This is a genomic window from Neptunomonas sp. ABH4_499, from assembly GCF_056160565.1.
The window spans coordinates 44,544-52,283 of sequence record NZ_JBSWXK010000022.1; the positions used below are offsets into that span (position 1 = coordinate 44,544).

Annotated in this window: 7 protein-coding genes; 3 read left to right on the forward strand and 4 right to left on the reverse strand. The window is 49.6% G+C overall.

Annotation, left to right across the window (positions count from 1 at the left end; all coding sequences use genetic code 11):
* Positions 1 to 33 precede the first annotated feature (33 nt).
* Positions 34 to 669, reverse strand: a complete 636-nt coding sequence (gene thiE / locus ACXAF9_RS16780) for a thiamine phosphate synthase (protein WP_475076176.1) — start codon at positions 667 to 669, stop codon at positions 34 to 36.
* On the reverse strand, positions 666 to 2,387 hold the full coding sequence (locus ACXAF9_RS16785) for a chloride channel protein (RefSeq protein ID WP_475076178.1): 1,722 nt from the start codon (positions 2,385 to 2,387) through the stop codon (positions 666 to 668). The genes thiE and ACXAF9_RS16785 overlap by 4 nt, the downstream gene beginning before the upstream one ends.
* Before the next feature lie 87 nt (positions 2,388 to 2,474).
* On the opposite strand from ACXAF9_RS16785, the gene argC reads away from it, so the two are divergent.
* Together argC and erpA are read left to right on the forward strand one after the other, a co-directional pair.
* Positions 2,475 to 3,506 (forward strand): N-acetyl-gamma-glutamyl-phosphate reductase, encoded by a 1,032-nt coding sequence (gene argC / locus ACXAF9_RS16790; protein WP_475076180.1) that lies wholly within the window; start codon positions 2,475 to 2,477, stop codon positions 3,504 to 3,506.
* A 106-nt stretch (positions 3,507 to 3,612) separates the two neighbouring features.
* Positions 3,613 to 3,933: an iron-sulfur cluster insertion protein ErpA gene (gene erpA, locus ACXAF9_RS16795; protein ID WP_475076192.1), complete on the forward strand. Its 321-nt coding sequence runs from the start codon at positions 3,613 to 3,615 to the stop codon at positions 3,931 to 3,933.
* 59 nt (positions 3,934 to 3,992) lie between these two features.
* On the opposite strand, the gene ACXAF9_RS16800 is transcribed toward erpA, so the two are convergent.
* On the reverse strand, positions 3,993 to 5,120 hold the full coding sequence (locus ACXAF9_RS16800; protein WP_475076182.1) for an anhydro-N-acetylmuramic acid kinase: 1,128 nt from the start codon (positions 5,118 to 5,120) through the stop codon (positions 3,993 to 3,995).
* A gap of 20 nt (positions 5,121 to 5,140) precedes the next feature.
* A complete protein-coding gene (locus ACXAF9_RS16805; RefSeq protein WP_475076184.1) occupies positions 5,141 to 6,013 on the reverse strand; it encodes a M23 family metallopeptidase in 873 nt (290 codons plus the stop codon).
* A gap of 194 nt (positions 6,014 to 6,207) precedes the next feature.
* Here ACXAF9_RS16805 and tyrS point away from each other — a divergent pair, with 194 nt between their 5' ends.
* Positions 6,208 to 7,506, forward strand: coding sequence for a tyrosine--tRNA ligase (gene tyrS / locus ACXAF9_RS16810; protein WP_475076187.1), 1,299 nt, complete (start codon positions 6,208 to 6,210; stop codon positions 7,504 to 7,506).
* Positions 7,507 to 7,740: the final 234 nt, after the last annotated feature.

The window sequence follows — 7,740 nt, forward strand, 5'->3', positions numbered from 1 at the left end:
CAACACCTTTATAACGGTCAAAAACAGTATCGGTTAGAACGATCGGGCGAATGCTTCGGCACGTTGCTGTACGTTTTCAGCACTGAAGAGGCTGTGAACCACCGCGATCATATCAACACCTTGGTCGATTAATTGAGGGGCATTATCCACCGTAATTCCACCAATCGCCACCACTGGGCATTGAAAGCGTGCCTTGGCTTCGTGGATGATGCTCATCGGTGCGGGTTTGGCGTTCGGCTTTGTTTTAGAGGGAAAGAAAGCACCAAAAGCGACATAATCGGCCGATTGACGTAGGGCGGTCTCGGCAAGGCTTAACTGGTCGTGACAGGTCACCCCTATGATGGCGGAATCCCCCAATAACGTACGCGCTTCAGGAACCGCGCCATCGCTCTGACCTAAGTGTACTCCGGATGCGCCACAGGCCTTGGCAAGTTTGGCATCATCGTTGATTAAGAACACAACATCTTTGGCCTGGCATAAAGCTTGAAGTTGGGTGGCTTGGCGGAAACGTTTTTCATCATCGCCGCTTTTATCGCGGTATTGCAGAATACGGACGCCACCGTCTATCGCTTCTGTGACGAGTCGGATCATCGTCTCATCATCAGGCATTAGCTCGGTGTCGGTAAGCGCATATAAACCGCTGAGCGCCGTTGTTTTGTTCAGTGTCATAGAGCTTGTTTGTGCGTGTAATAGTATTCGATTTTGGATTGGGTCAGCATGCCCATAACATCCCCTTGATTGTTCACTACGCACACAACCGGAGCGTGGAGCTCTTCCATCTTCGAGAAGGCTTCATACAAGGTTGATCGATAGCTGATCTCGACTACGTCATAGCGCTCCGCCGGGATCTCCATCATTTTGACCTCGTCAGCGTCACTCTCACGTTGCAAATACTCAGCTAGGTTCTTGGGCAACATGACGGAAAGCGCTTTCTCATCGGGCTCTTTAATCAAAAGCCAGCGGGGCTTGAGCTCTAGCAGTTTGGTAGCGGCGTTGGCGGTAGTGACTTTCGGCGTTTTAGCAAAATCGCGATCCATCAAGCTTGCCACCGCCGCTCGGGATAACACCTGAGCCAGCGGCTCTCGGCTGTAATCCAATCCTTGCGCTTGCAAAGAGGAGATAAAAATCGAGGGCAGGTGGAAGAGAAAGCGCATCGTTAAGTTACTGATGACGATGGCAATCATCCCCGGGAAAATGATGTTCGGGTTTCCGGTAAGCTCCAAAAGGGCAACCAAGGCCGCTAAGGGGGCATTTAATACCGCACCCATCATCGCGCCCATACCGAGCATAGCGTACAGGCCGATATGGGATACGCTCATATCGGTCAGCCAATGGCCGACTTCGCCGAATAAACAGCCGATGAGTGCCCCAATTAATAAGGTAGGGCCAATCAAGCCTGCGGGAATGCCGAGCCCTAGAATAATAGGGGTCAGTAGCAATTTCGCTACCAAGAGGCCTGCTAACAGGGTGAACTCAAATTGTCCGGTAAAGGTTTGGGATATGGTGTCGTAACCCACCCCCATGACGCCCGGGTAAAACGTAGCGACAATGCCTGTTAAGATTCCGGCCAGTAAAAAGCGCCCAGCAACAGGCCACTTAGCCCGGTTGATCGTTTCAATCATGAGTCGGTTAAAGAGCGCGCTACAGGCACCGATCACTACGGCCATCAGCATGATCCAAGGGACTTCGGCTAAGGTACCTATCTCGAACGATGGCACTAAAAACGCTGTTTCGTACCCCAAAGTGCTGCGCATCACCAAGTCAGCGGCAACGGCAGCAACAATGACGGGGGTGAAACCGATCACCGAGTATTCGAGTAAAACTACCTCCATGGCAAAAATAACGCCCGCTAACGGGGTGTGAAAGGCCGCAGAAATGGCCGCAGCGGTGCCGCAACCGATTAATATGCGCAAAGAGTTGTTGGGTAAGCGCATCCTTTGGCCAAGCAACGAGCTACACGCGGCTCCAAGAAAGATCGCAGGGCCTTCTCGCCCAACGGAGTGACCGCTGACCAAAGCGGTGGTGGCCGTCACAAACTGCATGATGAGGCTGCGACCCGAGATCACCCCTTGGTGATAGGCTAGGCGTTCAAACATGTTCACCATGCCGACTTGTCGAGCGATGACGGGCCACTTTAGATAGATCGCAATCAGTACGATGCTGCCCGCTAACGGCCACCAAAAGAGTTGAGATTGCGGCAGGGATTCAAACGCTTCGGGGTGACCTAGCCAGAAGGTCAATGGGGCTTCGATGGCCAAACGAAACAGAACCATCAAAAAGCCGGTGAGTACGCCGGACAACAATCCTAGGATGACCAACTGAGGTAGCGCATCATAATGCGCGAGCCGTTCCCGAAACTGCTGCAGTAGCGTAGTGATCTTGGGCATCCAGAATTTAACTCATCGTCCATAGTGTTTAGAGTTTTACGGCGGTATTATACCCCAATATATTCATTATTCCGATGAGGGGTTGTCGTGATTAAAGTAGGTATTGTGGGTGGCACAGGCTACACCGGGGTTGAGTTGTTACGTCTTCTTGCCAATCATTCTGGCGTAGAAGTGGCGGTAATTACATCTCGATCTGAAGAAGGTATGCGTGTTGCGGATATGTTCCCCAATCTACGTGATCATTACGACTTGACCTTTACCGTTCCTGATGAAGATCGCCTGGCCGAGTGTGATGTTGTGTTTTTTGCAACGCCTCACGGTGTGGCTATGAGCATGGCACCTTCGCTGGTGGCCCGAGGAGTGCGTATCATCGACTTGGGGGCGGATTTCCGCATTAAAGATGTTGAGCTTTGGTCCAAGTGGTACAAGTTAGAGCATACCTGCCCAGATTTAGTTGAAATGGCCGTGTATGGCCTTCCTGAAGTGAATCGCGAAGCGATCAAAGATGCCCAGTTGATTGCCTGCCCCGGTTGTTACCCAACCGCGGCTCAGTTAGGTTTTCTGCCGTTGCTTGAAAACGATCTAATCGATCACCGTCGCTTGATCGCCGATTGTAAATCCGGCGTCAGTGGTGCCGGCCGTGGTGCCAGTGTCGGTTCTTTGCTGTGTGAAACCAGCGAGAGCATGAAAGCCTACGGCGTTGCGGGTCACCGACATTTGCCTGAAATCCGTCAAGGATTGGGCCGTGCGGCGGGTAAGCATGTTGGTTTAACCTTTGTTCCGCATTTAACGCCAATGATCCGTGGTATTCATGCCACTTTATATGGGCGCTTGAAAGATCCGGTGGATGGCCTTCAGGAATTGTTCGAGCAGCGTTATGCGAACGAGCCGTTCGTGGATGTGATGCCAGCCGGTAGTCACCCAGAAACACGCAGCGTTAAAGGCGCGAATATGTGTCGCATCAGTGTGTTCCGTCCCCAGAACGATGATACTGTTGTGGTGCTTTCCGTTATCGATAACCTTGTGAAAGGCGCGGCAGGTCAGGCGGTTCAGAACATGAACATCATGTTTGATCTCCCTGAGAAGCAGGGGCTTACGGCCTTGGGTATGATGCCTTAATCTTGACTAATTTGGTTGGTTAAATCACAATCAATGGTAGCAGAGTCCCAGTAGGCTCTGCGTTTCGGTAACAAAGAGAGTAACAGCAGTGACAGATATTACATCCATGATCTTTACGGATGCCGCAGCCAATAAGGTAAAGTCTCTTATCCAAGAGGAAGAGAACGACAACCTAATGTTGCGCGTCTACATCACCGGTGGTGGGTGTGCAGGCTTCTCTTATGGGTTCACGTTCGATGAAAGCTTGGCCGAAGATGATACGCAAATCGTTAATCAAGGCGTAAGAATGGTTGTCGACCCAATGAGCTATCAGTATCTACAAGGCTCGGAAGTGGACTACAGAGAGGGGCTGCAAGGCTCCCAATTTACGGTGAAGAATCCCAACGCGACGACAACGTGCGGCTGTGGATCATCCTTCTCGATTTAAACACGCAGAAGTGTGACAAAAAAAGGGCTGAATAAGCCCTTTTTTAATGCCTATCCATATCATCCGTACGCTGGGTAGATGGCGCCTAACAGAGTAGGGCGTTTAGCTCCGGTGACATCGGTTAAGTTCCCAGGGGTGCCAGACAGCGTTTGTTTGGCAAGCCAAGCAAATGCACAGGCCTCAACCCAATCAGGATGAATACCCAAAACGCTGGTGGTCGCAATCTCGGTGTTTGGCATCAGCTGTTGTAGCCTCTCCATCAAGTAACCATTTCGCGCACCGCCGCCACACACGAAAATCTCATCTGGCGGATGACAAAACGCTTCGATGGCATTGCGTATCGATACGACGGTTAACTCCAGCAGAGTGGCTTGCACATCCGCAGGGTTGATCGGCTCTAGTGAGGCAAGATGCGTCGCTAACCATTCTAAATGAAAGTGTTCTCGCCCCGTGCTTTTGGGGATCGCTTTCATAAAGTAAGGGTCGGCTAACAAGGTTGAAAGCAGTGTTGAATTACACTGCCCTGCTCGCGCCCAGTTTCCATTAGCATCGAACGGCTCACCTTGATGCTTTAAATGCCACTGGTCTAATAAAGTGTTCCCAGGCCCTGTATCAAATCCGATGACGGCGTTTTCTTGCGATGTAGAAAGCTCAGTGACATTGGCGATACCACCAATATTCAGGATGATGCGTTGTTTTTCATCGGATCGGAACAGGGTGTTATGAAAGGCGGGCACTAATGGCGCACCTTGGCCACCTTCGGCCATATCTCGACGTCGAATGTCAGCAACGGTTGTGATGCCGGTGCGTGATGCGATGATGTTTGGGTCTCCAATTTGGAGTGTGAAGCCAATGCAAGGGCGATGACGGATGGTTTGGCCGTGCGATCCAATGGCAATAATGGATGATCGATCCAGTTCGTGCTGATCAATAAACTGGTTAATGCAGTCGGCAATAAAATATCCAAAGCTTAGATCAACGCGCCCCATTCGCTCAATTTCGTTATCACCAGGCTGCATCAACTCTTCAAGGTTGTGTTTTATGATGTCGGGTAAGTCGAAGGCATCCGCTGCTACAAAGCGAGGGACATCATTGGTGAATTCAACGGCAGCTACATCAAGGCCATCTAAGCTTGTTCCGGACATGATGCCGATGTACAAGCCATCTTTTAACACGGGTGTGATCATGGGTTATCGTTCTTTTCGTTTTAATCCCGGCTGGCAAAACGCATTGCATAAAGGGATAAAAGAGCCAGCTTTTGATTGGCTTCGTTTCTGAATCGTAGACGTTCCCGAACATGGATCGGGTAGGTATGCTCAAGTTCCACGCTCAATGGGTCTTGATGCTCCTGTGCAATACGAAACTCATAATGCAGGTGTGGTCCAGTCGCCAAACCTGTCATGCCAATATAACCGATAATTTGTCCTTGTTTTACACGGCTGCCTTTTTTTAATGAAGTCGAGAATCGTGACAGATGGGCGTAAAGGGTTGTGATCTGATCGCCATGATCAATTATCACGGTATTGCCGTATCCGCCTTTACGCTCAGCCCAAGTTACTCGTCCGTCACCGGTTGCTCTCACCGGGGTGCCTTTTCTTGCTGCGTAATCCACCCCCTTGTGGGCGCGAATGGTATTAAGGATCGGATGGCGGCGATTGGGGTTAAACCGCGAACTGATACGTGCGTACTCAACGGGCATACGTAAAAACGCTTTTCGAGTGCTGAAGCCCTCCGGCGTGTAGTAGCTGGCAACGCCTTGTTGGGTGACGTAGCGTACGCTTGTGAAGGTACGTTTTTGGACAACGAGTTGCGCCGCGATGACGTAGGGCTTATTCAAAGGGTCATCTTGATAGATGACTCGAAAACGATCGTAGGCTTGAATGTCTTTGGCAAAGTCGACATCCCACGCAAACATATCAATCATCTGATCAACAATCGCTTTGGGTAAACCGGCTAATTGGGCATCTTTGGAAAATGAGGTCTTTATTTGTCCCTCAAGGTAGGCTTGATTGGCTTTTAGGTTTTGGCGAAACCCTTCAGAAGCCTGAGATGTGCTAGCGGTGAAACATAGGGTGAACAAACAGAGCAGCGCTAAAAAAAGCCTACAAAAAAGATCGAAAGTGGTTTGATGAGTACCGTTAAGAGTCATAAAAGCACTATCGGCCGCCCGCTCGGAAGGTTAAGCAGTGATTATCGTTTGTTCAATGGCACGGCTCTGGTTAGAATTGCGTCTCTTTTTTTGAAATGATCTTTTATGTAGGTAAAGGCACAGCAATGACGAAGTTAACACTGTTAGAGGATTTAAAAGCGCGTGGGTTAGTGGCGCAAATGACCAGCGAAGAAGAGCTGGAACAACACCTCAATGAAGGCAGTGTGACCTTGTATTGCGGCTTTGACCCAACCGCCGATAGCTTACACATCGGTAGTCTTGTGCCTTTGCTGGCACTTAAGCGTTTTCAGGCGTATGGGCATAAGCCTTTGGTGCTGGTGGGTGGCGCAACCGGTTTGATCGGCGATCCTAGCTTTAAAGCCCAAGAGCGAAAGCTCAATGATGACTCTACCGTTGCTGGTTGGGTCGACAAGCTGAAAGCGCAGGTCAGTGCGTTTGTGGATTTTGACTGCGGCCAAAACAGCGCAGAGGTTGTGAATAACCTGGATTGGACGCGTGATCTGGATATTCTGACGTTCCTGCGTGATGTTGGTAAGCACTTCTCGGTCAATCAGATGATCGCGAAAGAGTCCGTTAAGCAACGAATCGATCGCGAAGGCGAAGGGATCTCGTTCACCGAATTCACCTACATGATTTTGCAATCGTTCGATTTCCAAAAGTTAAACAGCACTCACGGCTGTACATTACAGATCGGCGGCTCTGACCAGTGGGGTAACATCACAGGTGGTACCGAACTGACGCGCCGTATGAATGGCAATCGTGTCTTTGGCTTAACGTTGCCGCTAATCACTAAATCGGACGGTACAAAGTTTGGTAAAACAGAATCCGGAACGATTTGGCTGTCCAAGAACAAAACATCCCCTTACGCGTTTTACCAGTTCTGGTTGCAAACCGCGGATGCTGATGTGTACCTTTTCTTGAAATACTTCACTTTCCTGAGCGTTGAAGAGATTGATGCACTGGAAGCGGAAGACAAAGAGCGCCAAGGTCGTCCGCAAGCGCAATCTGTGTTGGCAACTGAAGTAACAAAATTAGTACACGGCGAAGCGGGATTAGAAGCGGCGACTCGTATTACGGATGCTTTATTCTCAGGTAATACCGATAGCCTAAGCCGGGATGATTACGAGCAACTGAGTCTCGATGGATTACCAACCGCTCGCATCAAAGCAGAAGAGCTAACCGATAAGCCCCTGACTCAATTGTTGTCAGAAGCGGATATGGGAACCGGCAAGCAGGTCAAAGATGCGCTACAGCGAAATGCCGTTACCATTAATGGCGAAGCATTAGGGCTAGATGCCATCGGACAAACATCTGATCTGTTTACACCGGCTAAAGCAAAGTTTGACCAGTACTTCTTAGTTAAGCTGGGTAAGAAGAAGCACCAACTGTTTGTGCTGTCTTAATAAAGTCCTTTATTGTTATAAAACGCCCTCTTTGCGAGGGCGTTTTTCGTTTTCGTAAATAATTTACAAAATATGAAAGAAAGGTGTTGATGCCAGATCTTAAATCAGTATAATTTGCCCTCCCAACCAGCGAGGGGTTCAAGCCAAAGCGGTTTCACAGCTTAAGATTTGAACGGGATTGTTAGTTGGGTGCTTGTTTTAACCGATTGATTTTAAATAACTTTTTAGTTGATT

What these genes read in the sequence shown, in the direction of transcription:
- thiE (WP_475076176.1), bottom strand. Translation starts at nt 669, where the DNA reads ATGACACTGAACAAAACAACGGCGCTCAGCGGTTTATATGCGCTTACC.
- ACXAF9_RS16785 (WP_475076178.1), bottom strand. Translation starts at nt 2,387, where the DNA reads ATGCCCAAGATCACTACGCTACTGCAGCAGTTTCGGGAACGGCTCGCG.
- erpA (WP_475076192.1), top strand. Translation starts at nt 3,613, where the DNA reads ATGATCTTTACGGATGCCGCAGCCAATAAGGTAAAGTCTCTTATCCAA.
- ACXAF9_RS16800 (WP_475076182.1), bottom strand. Translation starts at nt 5,120, where the DNA reads ATGATCACACCCGTGTTAAAAGATGGCTTGTACATCGGCATCATGTCC.
- tyrS (WP_475076187.1), top strand. Translation starts at nt 6,208, where the DNA reads ATGACGAAGTTAACACTGTTAGAGGATTTAAAAGCGCGTGGGTTAGTG.